This window comes from Bartonella sp. CL71SXKL (genome assembly GCF_042194935.1).
Classification (GTDB): Bacteria; Pseudomonadota; Alphaproteobacteria; order Rhizobiales; family Rhizobiaceae; genus Bartonella.
Window position 1 is genome coordinate 160,517 of record NZ_JBHINI010000003.1, and the last position, 25,872, is coordinate 186,388.

Sequence of the window (25,872 nt, forward strand, 5' to 3'; positions counted from 1 at the left end):
TTAATTTAGTATAGCTTTTCGTAAGCTGTACTTTATTATTGCCTTAAAGAGCCGTTTTTTCTCTAATTTCAGTTGTTTGTTGCTGAATTTTGAAGCTTCTACGTTGACAATTGGATATTTTTCAGTCGATATGCATGCACGAATATTTTATGCAATCTAGATAAAGGTGTAAGAATAATGGCAGAGCGATCACAACACCTACAAGATGTGTTTTTAAATACGGTGCGTAAGCAAAAAATTTCCCTTACAATTTTTCTTGTCAATGGCGTTAAACTCACGGGTATTGTAACTTCATTTGATAATTTTTGTGTTCTTTTACGCCGAGATGGACACGCGCAATTGGTTTATAAGCATGCTATTTCTACGATTATGCCTGGGCAGCCTGTACAGATGTTTGAGGGTGAAAGTCCTGAGTAAACATATCATTTTAAGATAGACCTCTTATCCCATTTTAAAAGTACTTAGATTGCTATGATAAATGAAAATGAGAGATTAGGAGGGGTATTTGCGCAGAACACAGGACAGGTGCGCGCACTTGTTTTGATACCGTTTTTTCAAGAAAATAGAAGTGAAAGCTCTTTGAGAGAGTGTTCTGTATCTTCTCGTGTTAAAGAGTCATTAGGGTTAGCGCGTGCTATAGGGTTAGAAGTTGTTAATTATGAAACGATTAATATTGCAACGCCTCGCTCTGCGACTCTCTTTGGAAAAGGTAAAGTAGATGCGTTAACCTGTTATATAGATGAATATTCTATTGAGCTTGCGATTGTAGATCACTTTTTAACGCCAGTACAGCAGCGTAATTTAGAAAAATTATGGAATTGTAAAGTTATCGATAGAACGGCTTTGATTCTTGAAATTTTTGGGGATCGTGCACGAACAAAAGAAGGAGTTTTGCAAGTAGAGTTAGCGCGTTTGTCCTATCAAAAAGGGAGGCTTGTGCGTAGTTGGACACACTTGGAAAGGCAACGGGGGGGGCGTGGCTTCCTAGGTGGACCTGGTGAGACGCAAATTGAAGCAGATAGGCGTCTTTTACAAGAGAAAATTATTCGTATTCGCCGCGAATTAGAAACGGTTATTAAAACACGTGCACTTCATAGAGCAAAAAGGAAAAAAACATCTTATCCTGTTGTGGCACTGGTAGGATATACGAATACAGGAAAGTCAACTCTCTTTAACCGTTTAAGCGGTGCAGATGTTTTAGCAAAGAATATGTTATTTGCAACGCTTGATCCGACTTTGCGCAAAGTTGTTCTTCCCCATGGAAAAACTATTCTTTTGTCTGATACTGTAGGGTTTATTTCTAATTTGCCAACAAATTTGATTGCAGCTTTTAGAGCAACCCTTGAAGAAGTGGTTGAAGCGGATCTCATTCTTCATGTAAGAGATATGTCAGATCTTGATCATCGAGCACATGCTCAAGATGTTTTAGAAGTGCTTTCAAGTCTTGATATCGATATTGATGATATGGAGCATATCATAGAAGTTTGGAACAAGATTGATATGTTGGATGGGCAAGCATTGAGTGTTTTACAAACAAGCGCAAAAACACGATTAAATCCTGCTCTCATGGTATCAGCACTTAAAGGGGATGGACTTGATCAATTATTAAGAGCTATTGAAATGCGAATTTTTGGAGAGGTGCAAAGCATTGAATATCTTTTACAGCCTCATGAAATGTCGCTTATCGATTGGTTTTATGAAAACTCTGCGGAAATAGTGCAAGAAGGACATGATGATGGGTCTATTACCATTAGAGCCGTTATTACTTCTGAAGCAAAAAAGCAATTAGAGAATATCAAAAAAAATATGAATTAAGTTCTTTAAAGCTATTGTCGAACATTTATGCTTAAATTTTATGTTTTTCTTATCTCAAAATAATATGACAGCAAATTAAGAGGATAGTTACTACTTTCTCTTAATAAAACAATATGAAGAAGTATTTTGCTGGTTAAAATAAAGATGAGTCTTAAGTGTAATAAAAGACTATTCGTACGTACCGTATGGCGAAGCATTTTGATTGTTTTGCTATTACAAATGCTATGTGTATCTTTGATTTGGTTGTATTATTTTGTCCAGCTCCGTGGTTACCAAGCAACTTTAGTATTTTCATTATCTGATTCTGTAGGAAAACCATTACCAATTAAAAAGCAAGACGATGTTATCGCTTTTTTGTTTTCACAGCCTATGTTCTTCAATGATTCGAATTTTTCTTTAAGTGCTTCTTATAAGAAAAAAAATCATGAAAATATCCATTTATCGCGTCATGGTGATTTTATCGATCTTACTTTTGAAGCCGAGACACTTGAAGCAGCTCAACGTGGGTTGGAAATTTGGTTTTCCGCATTTTCACAAGCAATCATAAAACAGAAACAATTTTTGTTAAATGATAAATTAGAAGACAAACAATATGATAATACTGCAATCGTTAATATCGTGCAGGAATTTCGTAAATCTGTTGATTCTTTTATTCAGCATGGTGTAAAACAAACAGAGCTTCATGATCTTTCGATGCAATTAACGCAAGCAACTTTAAAGCGTATTCATTTAACAAGTTTGAATTCAACAATTAATATGATGCGTGAAAATGGGCAGTCTTTACTGTCTTTATCGTTTATTGCAGGCAATTCAGCAATTGTTTCTCTGGAATCTAAACGTGACCTCTTGGAAACACAAAGAGCACATATGGCTGCGCAACTGGGGTGGACACATCCTCAAATTAAAGCGATGACTGCAGAATTAGAGACAGTTTCTCATCAATTAAAAAATAAAATTTTACAAATCGTTTATCAAGTTCATTCAGATGAGGCTATTGCAACGGAGTTAGAAAAACAGCTCAAAAAAAGAATGAACTTTTTTGTAAAAGATCAATCCCAATCTTTGAATGAAATATTTAACGAGTTTGAAAATAAAATAAAAGCAGCAGTCGATGCACAAAATGAAGCGATGAGCAAGTCTGCTCAACGAAGAGAAAAAATTATTGATTCATATCGGAGATTGAGTGATGATCCTCTTCTCTTACAAAATACAAATATCCACGTGGTTATGCCAACAACGTTAGCACCAATTTCTTTTATGGCTCTTTATGGAAAAAATATTCTTGTGAGTGCATTGGCCAGCTTCCTTACTCTTTTGCTAGGAATATTGTTATTTTATCCGTGCTTTAAAAGCAAAAAAGACCAACTCTCAGAAGAGGATTTGAGATCAAAAGAAAATGCTCTTAAGAAGAATGAGAGTATTTTAGTCTCTCAAGAAATGAAAAATTTTGAAGCTTTTATTACGATAGAGGGATTATCTGATGTTTTGAAATGGCGTGCTTCAACCATTGTTTCAATCATTGGACCAGAGGCTGCACGGACAGCGGCAAAGCTTTCACTTCATCTCACAAAAGAGAATAAAACAATTTTGTTGGTCGATATTTCTGGTCAACAAATAGAGAAAGTCATTGGCCCACATCGCGGACTGAGTGATATTTTAACAGGCAATGCCAAGTTGCATGATGTTATTTACCGTGATTATGATACGGGGGTTGATATTCTTCCTCAGGGGTTAACAAGTGCTATTTCTGCACAAGATTTTTCAAATGACATTTCTCATATATTACAAGAATTTAAAAAAGAATATGATTTTATCATCCTAGAGATGGCAAGTGAACCAAAATATGGATTTGAGCAATTTGCAGAGCTAACAGACTATTATATTTGTAATATTGTTCTTAATGAACAAGAATGGATGATGCGGATGGTAGACAGCTTTCCAAAGACTGTTTATCGCATTGTTGCATCATAAGCTTCGTAAAAAAAGAAATATGTATCGCATGTTATAGTGGTATGCTTGTTTTTTGCTAAAGTTGTAGTACATACTAAAATAGACAAAGAGTTAATGTTTAAATTTTAAAATGCATTTTAGTTGGAGAGAAGCGTGGGGCAATCAGAGATGGCAGTAAAGAGATTAAACAATAGCATTTTAACACCTGTGCAAAAGAAAAATAGAAAACAAATACAGGTGTGGCTTTACTCTATTTTATTGCTTTGTTTGGCAATTGTCTTAGTGGGTGGCGCTACTCGTTTGACGGGATCAGGATTATCTATAACGGAATGGAAGCCAATACATGGCGTTATTCCACCGATTGGTGCGGATCAATGGCAAGAGGAATTTTTAAAATATCAACAGATAGCACAGTATAAGCTGCTTAATCCTGATATGACTTTAAGTGCTTTTAAGGTCATTTTTTGGTGGGAATGGGCGCATCGTTTTCTTGGGCGTCTTGTTGGTCTTGTTGCTTTATTGGGGCTCATTTGGTTTTGGGCGACTAAGCGTGTTGAAAAAAATATCTTACTTCCGCTTATTGTCGTGCCTATTCTTATCGCCTTTCAAGGCTTTATTGGTTGGTGGATGGTTGCTTCAGGGATTGGGCAAAGTAATTTAACAAGTGTGAGCCAATATCGTTTGGCATTTCATCTTATAACGGCATGTTTTGTTATTGTTTTTGTTACTTATTTATCTCGAGGACTTGCAGAATACTCAGAAAAGCCAGCAAATCAAAAGGTGCAATATTTTGCGGCTTGGCTTGTTATTCTCGTCTTGATAGAGATTTATTTCGGAGCTTTGGTTGCAGGGCTTCATGCTGGAAAAGTCTATAATACATGGCCGCTTATGGATGGGCAGATTATTCCTGATGGATTGTTGCAGCATCGTCCTGTTTGGCTCAATTTATTCGAAAATTCCTTAATGGTTCAATTTATTCATCGGTTTTTTTCTTATTTTTTATTTATTATCTCAGTTGTTCATGCTTTCTATGTACAAAAAAATGTTCCACATTCAACCCATTCTCGTCGTGCATTTCTTATCTGTGTTATGATTATTATCCAAGCACTCTTGGGTATCTTAACACTGTTACATGAGGTTCCGATAAGTTTAGGGCTCATTCATCAAAGTATGGCACTAGCAGTGTTATGTTTTGCGGTTGCGCACTGGCGAGCAACAAAAGGGGCATATCGCGTTGTTGAATAGTTGAATAAAAGTTTGTGTTTAAGGAGGTTTAGTCGCTTGAAAGCATTAAATCGAGGTTTTGTATAGCCGCAGCTGATGCGCCTTTTCCTAAATTATCGAATATGGCGCTGAGATTAAAAATACCTTCACGATCATTTCCAAATACGAACAGTTTCATATCATCTTTATTGGCTAAACACTCTGGATTAAGTCTTTGAAGTGAAGCAGTTTCTTCTTGTGATGCAACTAAAATGGTATTTTGTCCATCGTAATGGTTTGCGAGAATTTCGCGCAAATCAGAACAGTTTGCTGATTTTGTGAATAAATGGCGATGCAGAGGAAGATTCACAATCATTCCCTGAGAAAAACGACCCACACTTGGTATAAAAAGTGGGGTTTGATTGATTTGTCCATAGATTTTGATTTCTGGCACATGTTTGTGTTCAAGATTAAGACCATAGATAAAATAATTGTCCTGAATATTTTGTTGAGATTGATTTTCCATTTGTAAAATCAACTGTTTCCCACCACCGGTATAGCCGGAGATTGCATTAATCGAGATGGGATAATAGGCGTCTAGTAGTCCTGCTTCACGGAGGGGGCGAATCAAACTAATGGCCCCGGTAGGGTAGCATCCGGGATTGGTTACATAATGTGCAGCTTGGATGCGCTTTCTTTGTCCTGCTGTCATTTCAGGAAAACCGTAAACCCAGTCTGGTGCAACACGGTGGGCTGTCGAGCTATCAATAATCCTAATGTTTTTATTTTTTTTAAGCCAATGAACTGTTTCGCGTGCAGCATCATCTGGAAGACACAAAATAGCAATATCGGCTTGATTAAGATAGTCTTGTCGCAGATGAACATTATGGCGATCTTTATGAGCAAGAGAGAGTAGTTTTAAATCTGTACGCCTTTCTAAGCGTTTTTGTATTTGTAGTCCGGTTGTGCCATGTTCACCATCAATAAAAACTTTGGTTAGCATTCTTATTTGCCTTCGTATTAACTTTGCCTATTATATTCAGCTTTTCACATTATAAATTATTTCTAATCATTAAATTATTGAATTTCTTTAGATTATAGATATTTTTTGTAAAAGGTGTAAACAAATTAAGAGTGTAAAAAAAAGAAATGTAATCTCATTTTTTACCATTCTTGAGAGGGAAGTTTTTCGCTGTTTTTATAACAAAGAATAAGATAAATATTTGCTTCATTATTTTTGAGTGTAAGTGGTTTAAAATGTTTGGTTTGCATGGTTTGCTGTGTTATCGTTTCTTGACTTTATTTTTTTATGTTAGGAATGTGTTTTATGACTCAGCAAGAAAATGACGCACAAAAGCGCTTTTTTAATGATAGTTTACAAACTGTTGATGGTGCAATTTTTGATGCAATTAGAGGGGAGTTTGAGCGTCAACAACATGAAATTGAACTGATTGCTTCAGAGAACATTGTTTCAAGAGCGGTTCTTGAAGCGCAGGGGTCTGTTTTAACTAATAAGTATGCAGAAGGTTATCCAAGAAACCGCTACTATGGTGGATGTCAATTTGTTGATGTCGTTGAAGATTTAGCCATTGAAAGGGCAAAACAGCTTTTCGGTGCTGCTTTTGCAAATGTACAGCCTAATTCTGGTAGCCAAATGAATCAAGCTGTCTTTTTAGCTTTACTGAAGCCTAATGACACATTTATGGGATTAGATTTAAATGCTGGTGGTCACCTTACGCATGGTTCATCTGTTAATATGTCAGGAAAATGGTTTGATGTTGTTTCCTATGGTGTACGTAGAGAAGATCAGATTATTGATATGGATGAAGTTGAGCAGCTGGCAAAAGAGCGTAAGCCCAAACTTATTATAGCGGGTGGTTCATCTTATCCACGGCTATGGGACTGGAAGCGATTCCGTGAAATTGCAGATGAGATTGGTGCTCATCTACTCGTTGATATGTCTCATATTGCTGGTCTTGTTGCTGGTGGCGTGCATCCTTCACCTGTTCCACATGCGCATATTGTAACAACAACAACACATAAGTCGCTTCGAGGTCCTCGTGGTGGTTTAATATTGACAAATGATGAGGCTTTATCCAAAAAAATTAATTCTGCAATTTTTCCTGGTCTTCAGGGTGGTCCTTTAATGCATGTGATTGCCGCAAAGGCTGTTGCGTTTGAGGAGGCTTTGCGTCCCTCTTTCAAGAGTTACAGTGCCAATGTTGTCGCTAATGCGAAAACTTTAGCAAAAACATTACAGAGTAATGGTTTTAATATTGTTTCTGGTGGTACAGATAATCATTTGTTGTTGGTTGATTTACGTTCCAAAAATCTAACAGGTAAACGTGCTGAATTGGCTTTGGGACGCGCTCATATTACCTGCAATAAAAATAGTATTCCTTTTGATTCTGAAACGCCATCTATAACATCGGGAATTCGTTTGGGATCACCTGCTACCACAACGCGTGGTTTTTTAGAAAAAGAGTTTATTCAAGTTGGTCATCTGATTTCAGAAGTTCTTGATGGTCTTCGGAGCGCAAAAAGTGATGAAGATAATCATGCTGTTGAAATGGCTGTTGAGAAAAAGGTAAAAGATATAACGAATCAATTTCCTCTTTACTCTTATCTTAGCACTCGTTAAGGATACAAAGGATGCGCTGTCCTTACTGCCAATATGAGGATACACAGGTTAAAGACTCACGTCCAGCAGAAGAGGGGGCAGTGATTCGCCGCCGCCGTGTGTGTTCCGTTTGTGGTGGTCGTTTTACAACTTTTGAACGTGTTCAGTTGCGCGAGCTCTTGGTTGCTAAAAAAAGTGGACGATGTGAACCCTTCGATCGTGATAAGTTAATGCGATCAGTTGATGTGGCTGTACGTAAGCGCAATATTGATCCTGATCATATTGAACGAGCAATTTCTGGCATTGTACGTCAGCTTGAAAGTTTGGGAGAACCAGAGATTTCTTCAGAAAAAATTGGACGTCTTGTGATGGAAGCATTGAAAAGAATTGATGATATTGCTTATATTCGTTTTGCTTCTGTGTATCGAGATTTTCGTAATGCAAGCGATTTTCACGATGTTATAGATGAATTGTCAAAGGGTATCGCGGATACAGAATCTCGTTTTGATGAATAAAAAAGTGCAAGATGAACGGTTTATGGCTGCAGCTATTCGTTTAGCAGAACGTCATGTCGGTCTTACAGGTGGGAATCCTTCTGTTGGTACGTTAATTGTGCAAAACGATAATGGTGCGGGAGCTTTTATTGTTGGCTATGGCGTAACAGCTATTCATGGGAGTCCTCATGCGGAAGTGCAAGCTTTACACATGGCAGGTTCTTTGGCTCAAGGAGCGACTGCTTACGTTACTTTAGAACCTTGTGCGCATTATGGAAAAACTTCGCCATGTGTGAATGCACTTATTGATTCAGGTGTTTCTCGAGTTGTTGTTGCGCTGACTGATTGTGACAAGCGTGTTGATGGTCATGGTATTGCTCTTTTACGAGCGGCGGGTATTGAAGTGGTTGAGGGCATTTTAGCTGAAGAGGCTTTTGAATCCTTATGGACGCATTGGTGCATAAGGAAGATACAACGCTGTGCGGTTACTTTTAAAATGGCAATTTCTGCCGATAATGGTGTTGGAAAAAGAGAGAAGGGCAGCGTAAAAATTAGTGGAACACTTTCTCATGCCCATACGCATATTCTACGTGCTCAAAATAATGCTATCCTCGTTGGTATTGGTACTATATTAGCAGATGATCCACAACTCAATTGCCGCTTGCCAGGGATGGAGATGCGCTCACCAATTCGTATTATTTTGGATGCAGATTTATCTATCCCCCTTGATGCAAAAGTTGTCCAAACAGCCATAAAAATTCCTACATGGGTTATTTGTGATGTGGATCTTTCAAAGAAAAGCAAAAAAAATGCATTGGAGCAATATGGTGTGTCTGTTTATTCGGTCGAGATGAACAATGGTTGTGTAGAACCCTTTGCTCTTTTACAGATGCTTTATAAACATGGGATTAATAGTGTTTTATTGGAAGGGGGCGTCAAGACAGGGGAAAAATTTTTGAATGCTGGTTGTGTTGATCATTTGATATGTTTTCATACCCCCATTGTTTTAGGCAAAAATCGTATTGAAGCCCCTCATTTTGGAAATTATCTCTCGCAGTTTCATGAGATTGAGACAAGAATGTTTGGAAATGACCGTTTTTATAAGTGGAGACGTAAGACATTATGTTCACAGGAATTATAACGGATATTGGTTGTGTTGAAGATGTTCAACCTTTAAAGCAGGGGATGCGTTTAAAGATTTCTACCGGCTATGCTATAGAAAGCTTAGCAATTGGCGCGTCAATTGCTTGTTCAGGAATTTGTCTGACAATTGTAGAACGAGGATTAAAACAAGAAGATTCCAATTGGTTTGTTGTCGAGGCGTGGGAAGAAACATTACGTTTAACGAATCTTGCACAATGGATAAAAGGAACTTTTGTTAATTTGGAACGTTCGCTTCGATTGGGTGATGAAATGGGAGGACATTTGGTTTCTGGTCATATTGATGGTTTGGCTGAAATCATTGATCAAAAAAATGAAGGGGATGCAATTCGTTTTTATTTAAAAGTTTCAAGACAATTTATGCCTTTCATTGTTAATAAGGGATCTATTGCTCTTAATGGGACATCTTTAACTGTTAATGGTGTTGAGGACTGTGTTTTTGATGTTCTTATTATTCGCCATACACTCGAAATGACAACGTGGGGACAAGCTAAAATTGGAGATCGGGTCAATTTGGAAATTGATCAACTTGCTCGTTATGCTGCAAAAATTTTAGCTTTAAAAAGAGAAGATGAATAAGCCAAAACTTTCTTGATCGTTTTCAGAATTTTATGCTTTATAACCCTGATTTTTTTGATTCGTTTTTTGTGGAATTCCATTATGATGAAAGAGATACGTAAAAAGCCTCACGTATTGATTGTTGAAGCACGTTTTTATGAGGGGATTTCTGATGCGCTTTTGAGAGGTGCAGTGAATACTTTGCAAAAAGCTGAAGCAAGTTATGATGTTGTAACGGTTCCTGGAGCATTAGAAATACCAAGTGCAATAGCTTTTGCTGAAAAAAATAAGATATCGTATGATGGTTATGTTGCTCTTGGTTGTGTTATTCGGGGTGAAACATATCACTTTGAAATTGTTGCTAATGATTCTTGTCGTGCATTGATGGATTTAACTGTTCATCAGCACTTGGCTATTGGAAATGGTATTTTGACTGTTGAAAATGAAGAACAAGCATGGGTGCGTGCAAAACTAGATGATAAAAATAAAGGTGGTTTTGCGGCTGAAGCTGCTTTATGTATGATCGCTCTAAAAAAGAGATTTGGAGATAATCGTTAAATATGGCTGATATAAAAAGCAGACATTTTCCGCGTTCAGCCAATAAACGTGGAGCAGCAAGACTCGCTGCAGTTCAAGCACTCTATCAAATGGATATCGTGGGTTCGGGGGTGTTGGAAACGGCAGCTGAGTATGAGGCTTATCGCTTGGGAAAAGATATTGATGGAGAGCAGTATCTTGAAGCTGATTTTCAATGGTTTTTGGCGATTATAACGGGTGTTGTAAAAGATCAAAAGCAGCTTGATCCTCTGCTTCATCAACAGCTTTCAGCAGAGTGGTCTCTTTCACGTCTTGATTCTATATTGCGAGCAATTTTACGAGCAGGTTTATGGGAGTTGATCAACCGTAAAGATGTCCCCGTTGCGGTTGTCATGAATGAATATGTTGACATAGCAAAGGCGTTTTTTGAAGGTGATGAACCAAAACTTGTTAATGCAGTTCTCGACAGTATGGCAAAAAAAGTTCGCCTCTAAGAGCTACAAATTCCCCTATTATTAGGTCTGATAGTATCAGACCTATAATATTGAAACGGTATGTAGACTATATGATTTAGTTATGGCGTGGCAAATTCGCAGGGCCTTTTATAATTTGAATTAAGAAAGGATGTTCTTTTGTTACAGTTGGCGTTGTTTGTGTAATAAAATCAAACACTTGACCGTCTTGTAATCCGTAATTTGCAACTTTTGCAACCTGATTATTTTTATTGAAGTAAATGGCTAAAACTTTGCGATCAATAATCTTTGTTTTCATAAACTGCATCCCACGATAACGTGTCTGTGAGATGTAATAAAAAACTTCATTATCATATTTTGTTTTTAATGAAGGGGTCCCTAAAGTTAAAAGAACTTGCTCTTGACTTGAGCCAATAGAGATAGAACTTAAAGCATTTTTATCAAGAACATAGCCCTCTCTATAAATTTGGCTCGAACCTGAAGAATCAAGAAGACTACACCCAGCAAGCATTCCTATGCTTGCTATTGATAGACCAATTAATAATTTACGTTTGATTAAGGCTATTATGTGAGGCATTTGAAACAATGATATCTCCTTTTTATACTGAGATGTAGGACAAGAAGGCAACCTCAAGTTTTTTCTAATTTTAACTTAATCTACCGTAGCTTACACTGAGTTTCCCTGTTATAAAGCAAATTATGCCATATAGAATTTCTTTAGAAAAGAAAAAAATGCATAAATACTTGAGATAAATAAAAACACAGTGCTTTATGCGTTTTTATGTTTGGGAGTTGTCAATGAATGTTCAAAATGTTCCTCAAATGACATTTGCTTTGGCTTATCCAATATCCGTACGTTCTCTACCTGCTAAAGGTATAAGGGTTCATCTTTGTGCAAATAAAAAAGAATGTACACATTTAGCCCAGAACCATAATTTAATTGAAGTAAAATCTTGTGAGGGAAAATTCCATATTTTCCCGTGGAAAAAACGCGGAGTGCGTATAAAAGGTCTATTGCAAGCGCGTATACTGCAGTTATGTGTTGTTACATTAGAACCATTAGAAAATATCCTTTGTGAAAATATTGAGGTTGTTTTTGTTCCTGAAGATTCAAATTTGATGAAGCCTAAAATATCAGAGGATACAGGAGAATTGTTTTTAGATGTGGAGGGGCTTGATACTCCTGAAGTGTTTTATGATGATAAAATTGATATTGGTGCAATCATGGAAGAGTTTTTTGAGTTGTCTATTAATCATTATCCACGTAAAGAGGGGATACAGATGAATATGGTTGAAAATTTAGAAGAAGCAGAGCAAAAATTCTCTCCATTTTCTGTTTTGAAAAATTGGAAGTGATTGTAAAAACATACAAAAAATATCTATTTGTATGCTAAACGGCATTTCTGCGGAGCGATATTTTCGCAAGATGTGCTGTGTGAGTGTTCAGGAGCCAAAAATCATAATATGTATTTAAAAATGAAAAGATGTGGGATATGCAAGCGTGATTAGAATTTCTGTGGATGTCATGGGCGGTGATTACGGTCCAGAAGCAGCTATTGCAGGAGCAGCAATTGTACAAAAATATTTATCAAATATTTATTTTCTGTTTTATGGAGTAGAGGAGGCTGTTCGTCCGGTTTTAAAAAAATATCCCTGTTTGGATTCTGTATCGCGCTTTTGCCCTACAGAAAGTTATACACGCATGGATGAAAAGCCAAGCCAAGCACTTCGTAATGGACGTGGTAAATCATCAATGTGGTACGCCATTGAAGCGGTAAAAAATGGTGAAGCTGATGCTTGCATTTCTGCTGGTAATACGGGTGCACTTATGGCCATGTCGTATTTTTGTTTGAAAATGCTTGCAGAGGCTGAGCGTCCTGGTATTGCTGGTATCTGGCCAACACTGCGCAGTGAGAGTATCGTTTTAGATATTGGAGCAACAATAGGTGCCTCGGCTAGTCAGTTGGTTGATTTGGCGGTTATGGGAGCGGGTATGTTTCGCGCTTTATATCACACTGAAAGACCAAGTGTTGGGCTTTTAAATGTGGGGGTGGAAGAGGTTAAAGGACTTTATGAAATAAAAAAAGCAGGAATGATATTGCGTGAAGTGCAATTAGAAGGATTGGAATATAAAGGATTTGTTGAGGGCAATGACATTGGAAAAGGAACGGTCGATGTTGTTGTGACAGAGGGGTTTTCTGGTAATATTGCTTTAAAAACCGCAGAAGGAACTGCGCGACAGATAGGGGAGATTTTAAACTCTGCACTGCGCAGTTCTTTTTTAACATCTCTTGGTTATTTTTTATCGCGGAGTGCTTTTCGTATACTGAAACATAAAATGGATCCCGATAGGGTGAATGGAGGAGTGCTTTTAGGTTTGAATGGTGTTGTTATAAAAAGTCATGGCAGTGCCAATGCTAATGGTTTTGCTTCTGCTATCCGCGTTGGTTATGAAATGGTTAATAATGGACTTTTAAAAAAAATAACGGCTGATTTACGGCGGTTTCATGAGAATAAAGAAACACTTCTTGACCAAGAAGATGAAGCGGTGATGAATGGAGAGTCCTTATGATAAGCTCTTATAATAGAAATGAAAAATTTGAAGAAAAGGTAAGAGCTGAATGATTCGCTCAATTATACGTGGTGTAGGAAGTGCTTTGCCAAAAAGAAGTTTATCAAATGATGAGATTGCAAAGTTTGTTGAAACGTCAGATTCATGGATTGTTCAGCGTACAGGAATACGCCAACGTTATATTGCCAGTGAAAATGAAACAACTGTTTCTTTAGGAGTTGAGGCTGCGCAAGCCGCCCTTATAAATGCTGGTCTTACAATAAAAGACATTGATTGTATTATTTTAGCAACGTCCACCCCGAATCGTACTTTTCCTGCTTCTGCTGTTGAAATTCAGCATGCTTTGGGAATGAGCCATGGATTTGCTTTTGATATTCAAGCTGTTTGTTCTGGTTTTATTTTTGCTTTAACAACAGGAGATTCTTATTTACGATGTGGAGCGGCTAAAAGAATTTTAGTTATTGGATCCGATACATTTTCTCGAATTTTAGATTGGGAAGATCGTACGACATGTGTTTTGTTTGGTGATGGTGCGGGTGCCGCTATTTTGGAAGCTCAAGAAATTGAGGGGACTATTGCTTTTGAGCGTGGTATATTGTCTGCAAAACTGCGCTCTAATGGTGCTTATATAGATAAGCTATATGTTGATGGTGGACCTTCAACAACACAAACGACAGGCTATTTGCGTATGGAAGGACGAGAAGTTTTTAAATATGCTGTTGGTATGATAACGGATGTGGTTGATGATTGTTTTGCAGCTGCAGGTATGGATTCTTCACAACTAGATTGGTTTGTACCTCATCAGGCTAATAAGCGCATTATTGAAGCATCTGCTAAAAAGTTGGGAATTTCACTAGATAAAGTTGTGATTACCGTTGATCAACATGGTAATACGTCTGCCGCATCAGTTCCGTTGGCTTTAACAACAGCTGTTTGCGATGGAAAAATAAAAGAAGGAGATCTTATCATGTTAGAAGCCATGGGAGGTGGATTTACATGGGGAGCAATTCTTATTCGTTGGTAAATTATGGCTACTTGACCATATTTCAAGAAAACGTATAAGTCATTTTGTAATTTTAAATATTTTAATAGGTGGTTATAATGACAAGTAAGACAGTAACGCGTGCAGATTTAGCGAGCGTAGTTTGTAAAAGAGTGGGCTTGTCACATACTGAATCAGCAGCTTTAGTCGAATTGGTTTTGGATGAGATTTGCAACTCACTTGTAAGAGGTGAAGCGGTTAAATTATCTTCTTTTGCAACTTTTCAGGTTCGCAGTAAAAATGAACGTGTTGGACGCAATCCAAAAACAGGTGTTGAAGCACCTATTCCGCCGCGACGTGTTGTGACGTTTAAGGCTGCCAATGTCCTTAAACAGAGAATTTTAGATTCGCATCGTGCAAAACAGAAAAAATGATATCTCATAAATAAATGCCATGGTATGTTTGGTATTTGTTAAAAAAATGTATAAAATAAGGGTCTTTGTTTTTTAGAAAAAGACTGTTGAGTAAGGTATCAATGATGGTCTTATTTTTGACTAATCTTGTTGAGAAATTGAGACAGAATGAGTCATTGTGAAGTAATTTATTTTGTTTTAAATAAGGTGTTGCAAAATGGATAAAAGCTCTGATGCTTTTCGCACAATTAGCGAAGTAGCGGAGTTATTGGAGCTTCCGCAGCATGTCTTAAGATTCTGGGAAACACGTTTTAGGCAGATTAAACCAATGAAACGTGGGGGAGGAAGGCGCTATTATCGTCCTGTCGATGTTGATTTGCTCAATGGTATTAAGCAGTTACTATATGATCAGGGTTATACGATAAAAGGTGTGCAACGCCTTTTGAAAGAAAATGGTGTTGCTTTTGTGACTGCATTTGGTAATGGTGATCTTGATGCTATGAATGTGGTCATAGAAAAGAAACATGCAGGACAAACTTCTGAAAATGCTAGTAATAAGCCTAAGAAATCTTCTTTTGGGCTTTTGAGTTTCATGAGGAATGAAGGAGAAACATCTGTCGGTTCTGTGAATCTTTACAAAGATAAAACTGATAAAGCATTGTTACAAGAGATTCTGTTTGAACTCATTGAATGTAAGCGTGTTCTTGATAGAGCACGATAATAATAATATTTTTTTATTTTATATGTGTTTTTTTAGCAAAACATGTGTTTTGAAATTGTTTTACAAATCAATATCTAGCGTCGAGCGTGGCAATGTGTTTCGTAGAGATTAGACGTTTTATGGTGTGCCCAGAGTTTTATACGTTCAACGAGTAGTAATGTATCGTATGTGTATATTTAACGAGTTTTTTTATTTGGTAAAATATGAAGAGGAGAAAGAATAAACGCTGAGTTTTGCCATTTTTCTTTGATTTGGCTTTATAAAAAGTTAAGGCAATGTCTCATCAGTGTAGATTGTAGGATGCCATTGGTTTACCAATTCATGTGCTTGTTTTAAAGAGATGTTTCTTAAGGCTCCTTAAGCTTATTTTACCATGATGCCTCGTGAATGATATAATGGCAAACCCGTTAAGTACTGCTATTTTTACATTTATAAAGAAGCAAGTCAGCATCATCATTATAGTTATAGCCGGTCCTCAATGATTGCAACAATCCTTAGCACTTTAGGCGGTTCATTGTGGGCATTTTAAAAGTCCTTTCTCAATAATTTTTATCCACACACTCATTCTGCTTGTTTCGTGCAAGCAAATGATTTTGATAGATTCAACATAAACATATTTAAAACGAGAGAAGCCTATGATATTCGAAACCTTATTTAATATGAATAACGATATATTACCATTATAAATCAATATCTTGTCTTTTTATAAGAGCTTATCTTACGAATAAGACATATCATTGTTCAGCTAATTTTACATATTTTTTATTAATAAATATAATCTTGTTTTCAGCCTTCTTGCTTGATGTTGCTATAATTATCGTAATGATCTATCCATGATAGTAGCAGCATCTTTTCATTATAAAAGTAAAAGATTAATGTTATTATTAATATTCAATTGTCTATGTTGTTTGCATTTAAACAGCTCATAGCTTACATTCAACTTTTTCACCAAACCACCTTGTAGAGAGAGCACGTAATTCTTTCTGGTGATAGGTCGTTGTGCATGAAACAAAAACACACTACAATATCAAATCATTTCATTTTGTACAAAAATTGAAGATTTATAGTAAAAAAATTAACGTATTACCATCTTCTGTGATATTATGCATTTATTACACGTTGCAAATCTGGAGGTGTTGCCTCATTTGAGAGTTGTTTAATTGCATCTTCTACAGATAAAAGGGTTTGATTTGTACTTCCTAAGCGGCGCATATTTACGCTGTTTGTTTCGGCTTCACGTTTGCCACATACCAAAATTACGGGGACTTTTTGTAAAGAATGTTCTCGTATTTTATAGTTAATTTTTTCATTGCGGAGATCTATTGTTGCGGAAAGCCCAATAGCTTTAAGTTTTGCTGTTATTTTTTTGGCATATTCATTTGCTTCGGATGTAATTGTTGCAACAACAATTTGTTCAGGAGAAAGCCAAAGTGGCATATGTCCAGCAAAATTTTCGATTAATATACCAAGAAAACGCTCCATTGATCCAAAAATAGCACGGTGGATCATAACAGGTTGACGTTTTTCTGAATCTTTATCAATATAGAATGCACCAAAACGTTCAGGAAGATTAAAGTCTATTTGTGTTGTTCCACATTGCCATTCACGACCGATAGCATCCTTTAATGTATATTCAAATTTTGGACCATAAAATGCTCCTTCACCCGGAAGGATGCTTGTTTTGATTTGTCCTGCAAATTTTGTTTCAATCGTTTTAAGGACAGATTCCATGATACTTTCTGCATGATCCCATAATGCATCAGATCCAACTCGTTTTTCTGGACGTGTTGAAAGCTTAAGACTAATTTCTTTAAAACCAAAATCAGCATAAGTTGATAAAATAAGATCATTAATACTGAGACATTCATCGGCTAATTGTTCATCAGTACAAAAAATATGCGCATCATCTTGTGTAAAACCACGCACACGCATAAGACCATGTAAAGAGCCTGAAGGCTCATAACGATGAACAAGTCCAAATTCAGCAAGTCTAATAGGCAAATCACGATAAGATTTTAAACCATGTTTAAAAATTTGAACATGACCAGGGCAATTCATTGGTTTAAGGGCATAAACATTCCCATGATCTGAATCTTCTGCTGCTGGAATTACTTTGAACATATTCTCCTTATACCAGCCCCAATGACCAGATATTTCCCAGAGTGACCTATCGAGAACTTGTGGTGCATTAACTTCAGCATATTGATGATCATCAAGGCGTCTACGCATATAGCTGATTAAATTTTGGAACATTTTCCAACCTTTTTTGTGCCAAAAAATCATTCCTGGCCCTTCTTCTTGAAAGTGAAATAAGTCCATCTCACGTCCCAAGCGGCGATGATCACGTTTTTCAGCTTCTTCTAGCATATGGAGGTAGGCTTTTAAGTCATTTTCATTTGCAAATGCTGTTCCATAAATTCTCGTGAGCATTGGATTATTGGCATCGCCACGCCAATAAGCTCCTGCAACTTTCATTAATTTGAAAGCATTCCCAATTTGCCCTGTAGATTGCATGTGCGGTCCGCGACAAAGATCAAACCACTCCCCTTGATAATAAACTTTTAAATCTTGATTTTCAGGAATGCTATCAATAAGTTCAACTTTATAAAATTCCTTTTTCTCAGAAAAAATTTTTCTCGCTTTTTCACGAGACCAAATTTCTTTTCTAATAGGTTTATTGCGTTGGATAATTTCACGCATTTTCTTTTCAATAATAGTGAGATCATCTAATGTAAAAGGTTGTTGGCGTGCAAAATCATAATAGAATCCATTCTCAATAACAGGACCTATTGTTACTTGCGTTTCAGGAAAGAGTTCTTGTACTGCTTCAGCAAGGACATGGGCGCAATCATGCCTTATGAGCTCAAGAGCGCGTGAATCTTCTCGGGTAATAATCTCTACTTGACCAGATTGTCCCAATGGATCCGATAAGTCTCGCGTGATACCATCAAGACTATAGGCGACTGCTTTTTTTGCAAGTGATTTAGAAATAGATTCTGCTAATTCCAAGCCTGTCATTTCGGCGGGGTAATTACGTTTTGAACCATCGGGAAAAAAAAGAGAAATAGAGCAAGACATAAAAACACCCTTTTAATCCAATTCCGCTAACGATTGCGGATGGTTTCGTGAAAATTGAGTAAAAAGCTTATAGACTGATTTTTTATCAATACATATGAAAAAAGAAAAGGATTATTTGTTGTGTTTGTCAGAAATTTTCCAGTAACGCCAAGGTTTATAAAAACAGCAAGAATTTCCAAGCGAAATAGGTACTGGATCAAAGCCATCTGTTCCAAAGGGCCCACAACGCATGATACGAAAGAGTCCCATCCATGCACCAGCCCAAAGCCCATGGCGTGCAATCGCTTCATATATATATTCTGAACAAGTCGGGGCATGGCGACACTGATTGCCTATAAGGCTCGAAAGTGTTATTTGATAGAAACGTATTAAGAAAATTCCCAATAATCGTCCGGGTGTTTTTTGCCAAGTGCCTGTGTAATTTCGAGTCAATTTTTTTTGTTGAGATTGTGATTTGAACATTTATTTTTCTTCAATTTGTTGAATGCAATCTATCGTTGCATCAAAGGGTAGTAGTGTTGCTGTATGGCGCACTTTATAGTCTTTAATGGGCTGTAAGCAAGAAAAATCCTCAAATGGAGCTTGAGGAGAAGGACCATTTTGCGTTAGCATTTTGTAGATAACTTCACGCAATATTTTAAGATCTTGTGTTGTTTGTCCGATGATATGAGATGCTAAAAGTGAAGCCGAAGCTTGCCCTAGCACACATGCATGTATTTCGTGAGCAAAATCCGTAATAATACCATTTTCCACTTTTAAATCTACAGTGATTGTCGAGCCACAAAGATGTGCATGTTTTCTTGATGTTGCATCAGGATTATTAAGACGCCCAATTTTGCCTATATGTGCAGCATATTTAAGTATTTTATCATTATAGATATTATCAATCATGCACTATTGCCTGAAATTTTAAGAGTCGTGATTGTTTAAACTTTTAATTCGCTTATATAGAGATTATACAAAATGAAATAGGTATGGAGCAAATGCTTTGTATAGAGTAAGCTTGGAGTTTTTGAATGCGTAATGTTGTTAAAGAAGACGCAAATTTATCTGAAGAAAAGCGTCCGAGTATTGAAGAGGTGGAAGAAGCGATTCGTACATTACTCTTATGGATAGGGGAAAATCCAAATAGAGAAGGGCTTTTAGATACTCCAAAACGTATAGCCAAGGCATATCGCGAGCTTTTTAATGGTTATAGTCAATCTGTTAAAGAAACCTTAGGTACAGTTTTTGAAGAGGTTTCAGGATATAATGAATCCGTAATCGTAAAGAATATACCTTTTTATTCACACTGTGAGCATCATATGATCCCAATTATTGGGAAAGCACATATAGCATATCTTCCTAATGAGAAAATTGTTGGTCTTTCAAAAATTGTACGTGTTGTAGATATTTTTTCTCGTCGTTTACAAACTCAAGAAGCTATGACAGCGCAAGTGGCTCACGCGTTAAAAACGTATCTGAAGCCTCATGGTTTAGCAGTATTGATTGAGGCTGAGCACATGTGTATGGCTATGAGAGGAATCCAAAAACAGGGCTCTACAACAATTACAAAAAACTTTCATGGTTATTATGAAAAAGATCAAGCGGCACAAACACATTTTATGATGATGGTTCAAAGGTCATAGTAGAGCCCATATTTCTCGTAATCTCTATTAAGTTATAAGTCGTCTGAATAAAATAAATTATGAGAAAAAGAAAATTGGCTTGTACCTTTCTTTATGATTTGTTAAAGGCTAAAAACCAAGGTTTTTTCTTTCCACGTGCGGTCGTGGCGGAATTGGTAGACGCGCAGCGTTGAGGTCGCTGTGGGGCAACCCGTGGAAGTTCGAGTCTTCTCGACCGCACCAGTTAGCAGTGAGTCTCTCTATAATGAGATGAAGTTATGTTAGAGAGAGGGGATTTATACGTATTATAGAAAAATCTTTTTTGTATGTTATTTGTTGGTGTGTTTCTAAGAATGTTTCGTTTTTTATTACTTTATCTATGCATTTGAAATGTTATATTTTTATAAGGTGGGGTGAAATTGCAGTGAGAAGTATAATGATTCTGAGATATTTAACACTTCTTATTTGTGTTTCTTTATTGCCAGCATGTAGTGATTCACGTGCTGTACTTTGGCATGGGGTGCATGCAACACCTTCTATGACTGCCGTAGAAAGGGAAGTTGGAGGGAAACCAGTTTCTCCAAAAGCCATCGTTCCAGTGTATGTTGCAACAAGTCGTATGATGCAAAATAATTACGCTCAACCTTATGGTGCAGAGCGATCAAATAAAGTTCATTATAATCGCGTTGACGTAGGAATTCCTCAGCAACATGTAAAGGGAGTTGTTGAAATAAATGCGTATAAACCTACACATGATAAGTATTTTGCAGCAGTAGCATTGCAAAAATACGATAATAAAGAACAGTTTAAACAGCAATTAAATGCTGCTTTAGCAAAAAAGCCAAAAGGAAAAAGAGAAATTTTTCTTTTTATCCATGGGTATAATAATAATTTTGCAGATGGTACATTTCGTACAGCACAGTTTACACACGATTATTCTTTAAATGTTGTCGCTGTGCATTATTCTTGGCCTTCTGCCGGATCTGTTCCTCTTTATATTTATGATCGTGATAGTGCTAATTTTGCCCGTGACGGATTGATAGAGCTTTTAACGCTTATTAGTGAAACCAATGCTGATCAAATTTCGGTTATTGCACATTCTATGGGCAATTTTGTTATAATGGAAGCATTTAGAACATTAGCTTTACAGGGAAAATATAGGCCTATTCGTCGTATTACAAGTTTATTAATGGCTGCACCCGATATTGATGTTGATGTATTTGAGCGCCAACTTAATGATATAAAAAAACTCCCGCAGCCAACAGCTATTTTAGTATCCAGAACGGATAAAGCTCTCGCGGTTTCAGGACGTCTTACGGGTGGACATCATCGTGTGGGCGATGGCTCAGATATTGAAATGTTGCGTAAAAATGGAATAGCTGTTCTTGATTTCTCTCATGTGGATGGGGGAGCACACAATGTCTTTGCATCTTCACCAACGTTGATGGCTCTTTCTCGAGAAGGTTCTTTGGCTTCCACAATTATGCAAGGTACAGAATTGTCACCTAGTCAAGCCCTTCTTGCTGATGGTAGTAGTGTGTTGGAGAAAACAACACATCTTATCCTTTATACACCTGTACGTTTTCTCTCTCCACGGATTCCACGTTGATAGTGAAAAGAGAGAAGGAGCTCCATCAAATAATGTATTGGAGGTAATGTTTTTTAGCACTTTCTTTAGAATGGTTTTGTAAAATGAAAAATAAATAGCGGGATGAATGTAAAAAACAGTCATTAGGTGAGTTTGTGATGATCACACGGAAACGCTATGTTAATACGCCTACAGTTGTTGATTATTTATCTCATTCCGCAATTAAGTTGTTAGACATTCATGCTATGCTTGTGAAGGTGAGAAAAGGTGATATGGGGGAAAAACCAAATTTATTGCGTCAAATTGATTCTACAAAAAAACAGTTAGATGAGATAAGCCATGCTCTTATTTTAGAATATCGTAAACGCCAAGAAAATGAGCGTTTTTTAAAACAAATTCTGCTATCCATTTCTGATCAACTTTTTGCACTTAATAATGGTTTTAAGGAAACAGGGCGTCTTTTTTTTCAAGAAGTTAGAATACTTCAATCTCAGATGCAATGTTTATATGAGGGAAAGGAGAGGTTGCATTTGTTGAATAGCCAAGAATCTTTTTGTTCTCCGTCAAAGATTGATGAGGTCATTAAACAGTTACAAAAAGCACGAGAAAAGCTTATTCTTGAAAGCCCACATCTCTTTGAAAAAAGCACAAAAGCTAAACAATAAAAGTTCTTTAGTTGAGCAGATAGATAATTTGAATTTTACAGCAAACAACGCTGTTAGATAGAAGGCTATAACCTTTTTAAAGAAAAGAATTTGCTTTAAAAAATGAAACACATGTATTTTATAATCACACTCTTTATCGCATTAAAGCTTTAGAAGACTTTGGTTATATCTTTGCTAAAGTTAAGGCTGATGAATCAGGTGGCTTTATTGAAGAAAATGTTTGTGAAAAGAATTTACAAAAAACTTTCTGATTCTTTTAATAATAGCTCGCCGGATAATTTTGCCAATGTTATGAAGTTGTTAGTATATTCATTAGAAACTTAAACTTTAATATTTTCCTTGGTATAAATTAGCTGAATTTAAAGCATTAAAAAAGAAGTTTGATAAAAATAACATGTTTTGTAAATTCACGTTCATCTCTACCTTCTCTTGGATTTAAAAACACTCGGAAAATGAATAAGCTACACGTAATTAAAAAATATATGGTACCCCCAGAGGGTGGAGCGGGCTTTTGCAACAAGATTCAAGTTATGTAAATATGTGCAAGAGCTATTGATGCAGATAATTTTTTATGTTCCAATAAAAAATTAAGTATTAAAGAAAAAATCTCAAATCAGAAATTAAAGGTGATCTAAGAGGTGGACGAGAGGGGCGTTAAGTGAGGGCTATTCATTGGTTATCAGCATCATTCGTCAAGTCATCTTCACAGGGTAAATTATTGAGATGGGGCAGGGCTATGGTTGAATGTTCGAAAAGACAATACACGCTCTTGGTTTTTTCGCTATACGCACCACAATAAGCGCCGTGAAATGGGACTTGGTCCTGTTACGAAACTCTATTTAAAAAATTAGATGCCATACCAGCCGATCAAGAAGCGGCTGCTTTAATACGCTTACAGATTGAAAATTGTTGTGCGCCTGACATTGCAGTGTTGCGTTTTGCTTGTGTGGATGATTTAAAAAATCAATCGGATTATCAACGAAGTCAAGCTGCTTTTAATTGGTGTGAGGGGCGCTTAAAACCTCTTCATATTGGGCTTGACCGACGGCGCCAACATGTTTTTGGTGTTGATCTTGCCAGATCGGGCGATGCGACGTCGATTGTGGTGATGGAAGTGGGACAAGATATTGGTGCGCCATGTTCGGTTTATGGTGGAATTGCGCAATACGCCGTTTGACCAACAAAGAGAAATTTTATTTTATGTGGTGAATAGTTTGCCGCGTTTGTTGGGGGGCGCTTTGGATGCACGGGGCAATGGGGCTTATTTAGCCGAAAAGATGGCGCAGCATTATGGGGGGGGGCTTGTGAAGGAAGTACAATTGTCGCAAAGTTGGTATGGCAAAGAAATGCCGGCTTATTTAGAAGCTTTTGGGGATGGGCTAAACAAAGCCTTTCCAATTTTTGGCAATGGTTGAAGAGTTTTTTTGCCCGCGAAAAGCATCTCTGAGGGTGCCAAGGCTGGTATGGAACAAGCTGGGGAAGATTTAGCAAGTTGGATTGTCGATGGTTTTATGGGCACCATCTCACAATTGACGGATTTTTGTAAATCTTTGCCCTATCGCATTAAGGGGTGGATTGGTTCCATTGATGTAAGAGAGTTTTTGCCAAGTTTTTTGGGGGGTAAAACAGCCATTCAGCCCATACCACAATTTGCGGGGGCTTCTCCTGTAAATTCATTTGCGAGAGAGCAAAGAGACAAAGACCGTTCCCCCATCACACACAATCAAAATGTCACAGTGCATGTTAATGGGGCGCGTGAACCCATGGCCACTGGTCGTGCGGTTGCCCATGCTTTGCAACGGGCACGCGCTAATGCCCTGCATGGCGGGACAGAATGAGGGGAGGGAGCCTATGAGAGATCCTTTGATGATGTTAGGACCGCATCAATTTTATGTGGATTGGCTGAATTTCTAATCCTTTGAAGAAGAGTTTTCTGCCTCATGGGTTTGTATGGAGCGTTTTGGCAGGTCCCCCAGTTTGCAATTTACCGGCTATGGCAATAATCCCAAAACCATTCATGGGGTTTGGTTTCCAGAAGAATTTGGTGATCGTGTAGCCATTGATGCTATCACTACAACTATTCGAAGAGCAAAGCCGGTCCAGATGCTTCGTTGGATTAATGATACCACCTATAGTGTTCTTCTTCATGGACCCGTGGTGATCACCACGATCAATAAAGACCACGACTATATTAGCTGCTCTGGTCAATCCCAGCGCATCCGCTATTCCATTACGCTCTTACCCTTTTTCAATGGCGGAAAACCACAAGGACAATACCAAGAGGGACAAATCCAGGTGGGACAAATTCTATGAAGATACCAGAAAAGCATGTTGTTGTAGAGCTAGAGGATATGAGTCTCGATCTTATCTGCTTTCACCATGCCATGGCAGTGTTCAGAGACCGCATCCAAGTTGGGGCACTAAACGGTTATTTAGAAGCCACACTGGAAGCCAATCCAGAGATTGCCAAATATGGTGTGTTTTTACCGCGGGGCTTAAAGGTCATTTTGCCTGAATTTGTGTTTTCTAATCCTCAAAGCATGGTGAAGCGGTTATGGGATTAATGCGTACACACCCTTTTATTGCGGTCAAGGTGGGAGACAAACCTGTTCATGAGGTTTTTTACCAGCGTCTTTTAACCGCAACGATTACGGACCATGCCGGGAATGAAGCCGATACATTTGAAGCAGAGTTTGACGATAGTGGCAATGATTTAGAGGTTCCCTCAAGCAATAGTGCGCTACAGGTGATCTTTGGCTATGAGAACAGCATCAGTGCATTTATGGGGTGTTTTGTTGTCGAATCGGTTGTAAGTTGTGGTGGCAGTGATGGAGAGATTTTGCGCCTTTGTGGCAAAAGCGCCTCGATGCGTAAAGAGCTCAAAGAACAGGTGAGTGAACATTTTGATCACAAAACTGTTGGTGAGATTGTTGAGACACTTGCCAAACGCCATGGCTATCAAGCAAAGGTCAGTCCTCAGTTCACTCAACAAACTTTGCCTTATGTGATTCGTACAGATCAATCGGCGGTTGATTTTTTAACCCGCCTTGCCGATCGCATGCGGGCACGTTTTTTGATCAAGGACAATAAGTTTTTATTTTTAAGCGGTGACAATTTACCAGCATTAGCAATCCATAAGCACGACTGTTCCAACTGGGAATTTACCCTAGAGCCACGTACGCAATATGGCACCATTGAAGCTTCTTATTTTGATCGCTCAAAAGGGCAGCAATGCCAAGTCAAGCATCAGACAGGGTTTAGCGGTCCCGTGCGGCGTTTGCGGACTTGTTACACTTGTGAGGAGGAAGCACGAGCTGCTGCTGCTTCCGAGTCGGACAGGTTGTGTCGTGCTGTGGGCAGTGGTTCTTTGACCCTTGAGGGGCGTCCCGAAGTCATGGCGGATCAACCTCTTTTATTGCAAGGGTTTCGTGGGCA

Annotated in this window: 28 protein-coding genes, 1 tRNA gene and 2 pseudogenes; 26 read left to right on the forward strand and 5 right to left on the reverse strand. The window is 37.6% G+C overall.

Annotation, left to right across the window (positions count from 1 at the left end; translation table 11 throughout):
• Positions 1–177: 177 nt before the first annotated feature.
• The 4 genes from hfq to ACFILA_RS02810 all read left to right on the forward strand — a co-directional run bounded on the left by hfq (position 178) and on the right by ACFILA_RS02810 (position 5,010).
• Positions 178–417 carry an RNA chaperone Hfq gene (gene hfq, locus ACFILA_RS02795; protein WP_005773461.1) on the forward strand — a complete coding sequence of 80 codons (240 nt, stop codon included), beginning with the start codon at positions 178–180 and terminating at the stop codon, positions 415–417.
• A 54-nt stretch (positions 418–471) separates the two neighbouring features.
• On the forward strand, positions 472–1,815 hold the full coding sequence (hflX, locus tag ACFILA_RS02800) for a GTPase HflX (RefSeq protein WP_273791390.1): 1,344 nt from the start codon (positions 472–474) through the stop codon (positions 1,813–1,815).
• A gap of 144 nt (positions 1,816–1,959) precedes the next feature.
• Complete coding sequence (locus ACFILA_RS02805) at positions 1,960–3,786, forward strand: hypothetical protein (protein ID WP_375660608.1); 1,827 nt, start codon at positions 1,960–1,962, stop codon at positions 3,784–3,786.
• Positions 3,787–3,933: 147 nt separating this feature from the next.
• Entirely contained in the window at positions 3,934–5,010 is a 1,077-nt protein-coding gene (locus tag ACFILA_RS02810; RefSeq protein ID WP_375660609.1) for a COX15/CtaA family protein, read from the forward strand.
• Positions 5,011–5,038: 28 nt separating this feature from the next.
• Here ACFILA_RS02810 and argC read toward each other — a convergent pair whose 3' ends face one another.
• Positions 5,039–5,971, reverse strand: a complete 933-nt coding sequence (argC, locus tag ACFILA_RS02815; RefSeq protein ID WP_273791387.1) for an N-acetyl-gamma-glutamyl-phosphate reductase — start codon at positions 5,969–5,971, stop codon at positions 5,039–5,041.
• Between the two features lie 324 nt (positions 5,972–6,295).
• Here argC and glyA point away from each other — a divergent pair, with 324 nt between their 5' ends.
• From glyA to nusB, 6 genes are all read left to right on the forward strand, one after another.
• Entirely contained in the window at positions 6,296–7,609 is a 1,314-nt protein-coding gene (gene glyA, locus ACFILA_RS02820; protein WP_375660610.1) for a serine hydroxymethyltransferase, read from the forward strand.
• Between the two features lie 11 nt (positions 7,610–7,620).
• Positions 7,621–8,103, forward strand: coding sequence for a transcriptional regulator NrdR (nrdR, locus tag ACFILA_RS02825; protein ID WP_273791385.1), 483 nt, complete (start codon positions 7,621–7,623; stop codon positions 8,101–8,103).
• Positions 8,096–9,223 carry a bifunctional diaminohydroxyphosphoribosylaminopyrimidine deaminase/5-amino-6-(5-phosphoribosylamino)uracil reductase RibD gene (gene ribD / locus ACFILA_RS02830; protein ID WP_273791384.1) on the forward strand — a complete coding sequence of 376 codons (1,128 nt, stop codon included), beginning with the start codon at positions 8,096–8,098 and terminating at the stop codon, positions 9,221–9,223. Before nrdR ends, ribD begins: the two co-directional genes overlap by 8 nt.
• Positions 9,205–9,822, forward strand: coding sequence for a riboflavin synthase (locus ACFILA_RS02835; RefSeq protein WP_375660611.1), 618 nt, complete (start codon positions 9,205–9,207; stop codon positions 9,820–9,822). Before ribD ends, ACFILA_RS02835 begins: the two co-directional genes overlap by 19 nt.
• An 81-nt stretch (positions 9,823–9,903) precedes the next feature.
• Positions 9,904–10,359 carry a 6,7-dimethyl-8-ribityllumazine synthase gene (locus tag ACFILA_RS02840; RefSeq protein WP_273791382.1) on the forward strand — a complete coding sequence of 152 codons (456 nt, stop codon included), beginning with the start codon at positions 9,904–9,906 and terminating at the stop codon, positions 10,357–10,359.
• A 2-nt stretch (positions 10,360–10,361) separates the two neighbouring features.
• Entirely contained in the window at positions 10,362–10,832 is a 471-nt protein-coding gene (nusB, locus tag ACFILA_RS02845; protein WP_273791381.1) for a transcription antitermination factor NusB, read from the forward strand.
• 76 nt (positions 10,833–10,908) lie between these two features.
• Here nusB and ACFILA_RS02850 read toward each other — a convergent pair whose 3' ends face one another.
• Positions 10,909–11,388: an outer membrane protein assembly factor BamE gene (locus ACFILA_RS02850; RefSeq protein ID WP_273791401.1), complete on the reverse strand. Its 480-nt coding sequence runs from the start codon at positions 11,386–11,388 to the stop codon at positions 10,909–10,911.
• 221 nt (positions 11,389–11,609) lie between these two features.
• On the opposite strand from ACFILA_RS02850, the gene ACFILA_RS02855 reads away from it, so the two are divergent.
• The 5 genes from ACFILA_RS02855 to ACFILA_RS02875 all read left to right on the forward strand — a co-directional run bounded on the left by ACFILA_RS02855 (position 11,610) and on the right by ACFILA_RS02875 (position 15,499).
• The gene (locus ACFILA_RS02855; RefSeq protein ID WP_273791380.1) at positions 11,610–12,167 is read left to right on the forward strand and encodes a DUF177 domain-containing protein; all 558 of its coding nucleotides are present in this window, start codon (positions 11,610–11,612) and stop codon (positions 12,165–12,167) included.
• 145 nt (positions 12,168–12,312) lie between these two features.
• Positions 12,313–13,383, forward strand: a complete 1,071-nt coding sequence (gene plsX / locus ACFILA_RS02860) for a phosphate acyltransferase PlsX (RefSeq protein ID WP_375660612.1) — start codon at positions 12,313–12,315, stop codon at positions 13,381–13,383.
• 49 nt (positions 13,384–13,432) lie between these two features.
• Positions 13,433–14,407, forward strand: a complete 975-nt coding sequence (locus tag ACFILA_RS02865) for a beta-ketoacyl-ACP synthase III (protein WP_273791378.1) — start codon at positions 13,433–13,435, stop codon at positions 14,405–14,407.
• Between the two features lie 77 nt (positions 14,408–14,484).
• Entirely contained in the window at positions 14,485–14,799 is a 315-nt protein-coding gene (locus ACFILA_RS02870; protein WP_273791377.1) for an integration host factor subunit alpha, read from the forward strand.
• Between the two features lie 196 nt (positions 14,800–14,995).
• Entirely contained in the window at positions 14,996–15,499 is a 504-nt protein-coding gene (locus ACFILA_RS02875) for a MerR family transcriptional regulator (RefSeq protein ID WP_273791376.1), read from the forward strand.
• Between the two features lie 1,101 nt (positions 15,500–16,600).
• Here ACFILA_RS02875 and thrS read toward each other — a convergent pair.
• From thrS to ACFILA_RS02890, 3 genes are all read right to left on the reverse strand, one after another.
• On the reverse strand, positions 16,601–18,577 hold the full coding sequence (thrS, locus tag ACFILA_RS02880; RefSeq protein ID WP_375637487.1) for a threonine--tRNA ligase: 1,977 nt from the start codon (positions 18,575–18,577) through the stop codon (positions 16,601–16,603).
• 111 nt (positions 18,578–18,688) lie between these two features.
• The gene (gene yidD / locus ACFILA_RS02885; RefSeq protein ID WP_273791374.1) at positions 18,689–19,039 is read right to left on the reverse strand and encodes a membrane protein insertion efficiency factor YidD; all 351 of its coding nucleotides are present in this window, start codon (positions 19,037–19,039) and stop codon (positions 18,689–18,691) included.
• Positions 19,040–19,468 carry an iron-sulfur cluster assembly scaffold protein gene (locus ACFILA_RS02890; RefSeq protein WP_273791373.1) on the reverse strand — a complete coding sequence of 143 codons (429 nt, stop codon included), beginning with the start codon at positions 19,466–19,468 and terminating at the stop codon, positions 19,040–19,042.
• A 125-nt stretch (positions 19,469–19,593) separates the two neighbouring features.
• Here ACFILA_RS02890 and folE point away from each other — a divergent pair, with 125 nt between their 5' ends.
• The 11 genes and pseudogenes from folE to ACFILA_RS02945 form a co-directional block, all read left to right on the forward strand.
• A complete protein-coding gene (gene folE, locus ACFILA_RS02895) occupies positions 19,594–20,205 on the forward strand; it encodes a GTP cyclohydrolase I FolE (protein WP_273791372.1) in 612 nt (203 codons plus the stop codon).
• A gap of 137 nt (positions 20,206–20,342) precedes the next feature.
• A tRNA-Leu gene (locus ACFILA_RS02900) sits at positions 20,343–20,427 on the forward strand.
• Positions 20,428–20,620: 193 nt separating this feature from the next.
• Positions 20,621–21,793: an alpha/beta hydrolase gene (locus ACFILA_RS02905; protein ID WP_375637488.1), complete on the forward strand. Its 1,173-nt coding sequence runs from the start codon at positions 20,621–20,623 to the stop codon at positions 21,791–21,793.
• Between the two features lie 137 nt (positions 21,794–21,930).
• Complete coding sequence (locus tag ACFILA_RS02910; RefSeq protein ID WP_273791370.1) at positions 21,931–22,437, forward strand: hypothetical protein; 507 nt, start codon at positions 21,931–21,933, stop codon at positions 22,435–22,437.
• A gap of 658 nt (positions 22,438–23,095) precedes the next feature.
• Positions 23,096–23,282, forward strand: a pseudogene (locus ACFILA_RS02915) (Arm DNA-binding domain-containing protein); the annotation flags it as partial.
• 83 nt (positions 23,283–23,365) lie between these two features.
• Positions 23,366–23,614: a hypothetical protein gene (locus ACFILA_RS02920; RefSeq protein ID WP_273791369.1), complete on the forward strand. Its 249-nt coding sequence runs from the start codon at positions 23,366–23,368 to the stop codon at positions 23,612–23,614.
• Positions 23,565–23,852: a hypothetical protein gene (locus tag ACFILA_RS02925; protein ID WP_375660613.1), complete on the forward strand. Its 288-nt coding sequence runs from the start codon at positions 23,565–23,567 to the stop codon at positions 23,850–23,852. Before ACFILA_RS02920 ends, ACFILA_RS02925 begins: the two co-directional genes overlap by 50 nt.
• A gap of 9 nt (positions 23,853–23,861) precedes the next feature.
• Positions 23,862–24,275, forward strand: a complete 414-nt coding sequence (locus tag ACFILA_RS02930) for a hypothetical protein (RefSeq protein WP_375660614.1) — start codon at positions 23,862–23,864, stop codon at positions 24,273–24,275.
• Positions 24,276–24,288: 13 nt separating this feature from the next.
• A pseudogene (locus ACFILA_RS02935) lies at positions 24,289–24,750 on the forward strand (phage tail protein).
• On the forward strand, positions 24,747–25,001 hold the full coding sequence (locus ACFILA_RS02940; protein ID WP_375660615.1) for a tail protein X: 255 nt from the start codon (positions 24,747–24,749) through the stop codon (positions 24,999–25,001). The pseudogene ACFILA_RS02935 and the gene ACFILA_RS02940 overlap by 4 nt, the downstream one beginning before the upstream one ends.
• The coding region (locus ACFILA_RS02945) for a phage late control D family protein (RefSeq protein ID WP_375660618.1) at positions 25,001–25,872 on the forward strand (872 nt) is incomplete at its 3' end. The genes ACFILA_RS02940 and ACFILA_RS02945, both read left to right, overlap by 1 nt.